A 1179-nucleotide genomic window follows, 5' to 3' on the forward strand; every position below is an offset into this window, starting at 1 on the left:
CAAATGGCAAAGAGTAAGTTTGAGCGCAACAAGCCGCACGTTAACATCGGCACGATCGGCCACGTTGACCACGGCAAGACGTCTCTGACGGCAGCGATCACGAAGTACTTCGGCGAGTTCAAGGCGTACGACCAGATCGACGCGGCTCCGGAAGAAAAGGCTCGCGGCATCACCATTTCGACGGCACACGTCGAATACGAGACCCCGAACCGCCACTATGCCCACGTTGACTGCCCCGGCCACGCCGACTACGTCAAGAACATGATCACCGGTGCTGCGCAGATGGACGGCGCGATCCTGGTTTGCTCGGCTGCCGACGGCCCGATGCCGCAGACCCGCGAGCACATCCTGCTTGCTCGCCAGGTTGGCGTTCCGGCGATCGTCGTGTTCCTCAACAAGGTCGACCAGGTTGACGACGCCGAGCTTCTCGAACTCGTCGAGCTCGAAGTTCGCGAACTTCTGTCGTCCTACGACTTCCCGGGCGACGACATTCCGGTCATCAAGGGCTCGGCTCTTGCCGCTCTCGAAGACTCCGACAAGAAGATCGGCGAAGACGCGATCCGCGAGCTGATGGCAGCTGTTGACGCCTACATCCCAACGCCTGAGCGTCCGATCGACCAGCCGTTCCTGATGCCGATCGAAGACGTGTTCTCGATCTCGGGCCGTGGTACGGTTGTGACCGGCCGCGTCGAGCGCGGTATCGTCAAGGTTGGCGAAGAAGTCGAAATCGTCGGCATCCGCCCGACCTCGAAGACGACGGTTACCGGCGTTGAAATGTTCCGTAAGCTGCTCGACCAGGGCCAGGCTGGCGACAACATCGGTGCTCTGGTTCGCGGTGTGAACCGTGACGGCGTCGAGCGTGGTCAGATCCTGTGCAAGCCGGGCTCTGTCAAGCCGCACAAGAAGTTCAAGGCTGAAGCCTACATCCTGACGAAGGAAGAAGGCGGCCGTCATACGCCGTTCTTCACCAACTACCGTCCGCAGTTCTACTTCCGCACGACGGACGTCACCGGCATCGTCACCCTGCCGGAAGGCACGGAAATGGTCATGCCTGGCGACAACGTCACTGTAGACGTCGAGCTGATCGTTCCGATCGCGATGGAAGAAAAGCTGCGCTTCGCTATCCGCGAAGGCGGCCGTACCGTCGGCGCCGGCATCGTCGCCTCGATCGTCGAGTAA

General features: G+C 60.9%; 1 protein-coding gene. It reads left to right on the forward strand.

Annotated features, from left to right (window positions below):
• Positions 1–3: 3 nt before the first annotated feature.
• Entirely contained in the window at positions 4–1179 is a 1176-nt protein-coding gene (gene tuf / locus AC1DE4_RS31755) for an elongation factor Tu (RefSeq protein ID WP_018857113.1), read from the forward strand.

It is taken from the genome of Rhizobium sp. 10N414, from assembly GCF_056394785.1.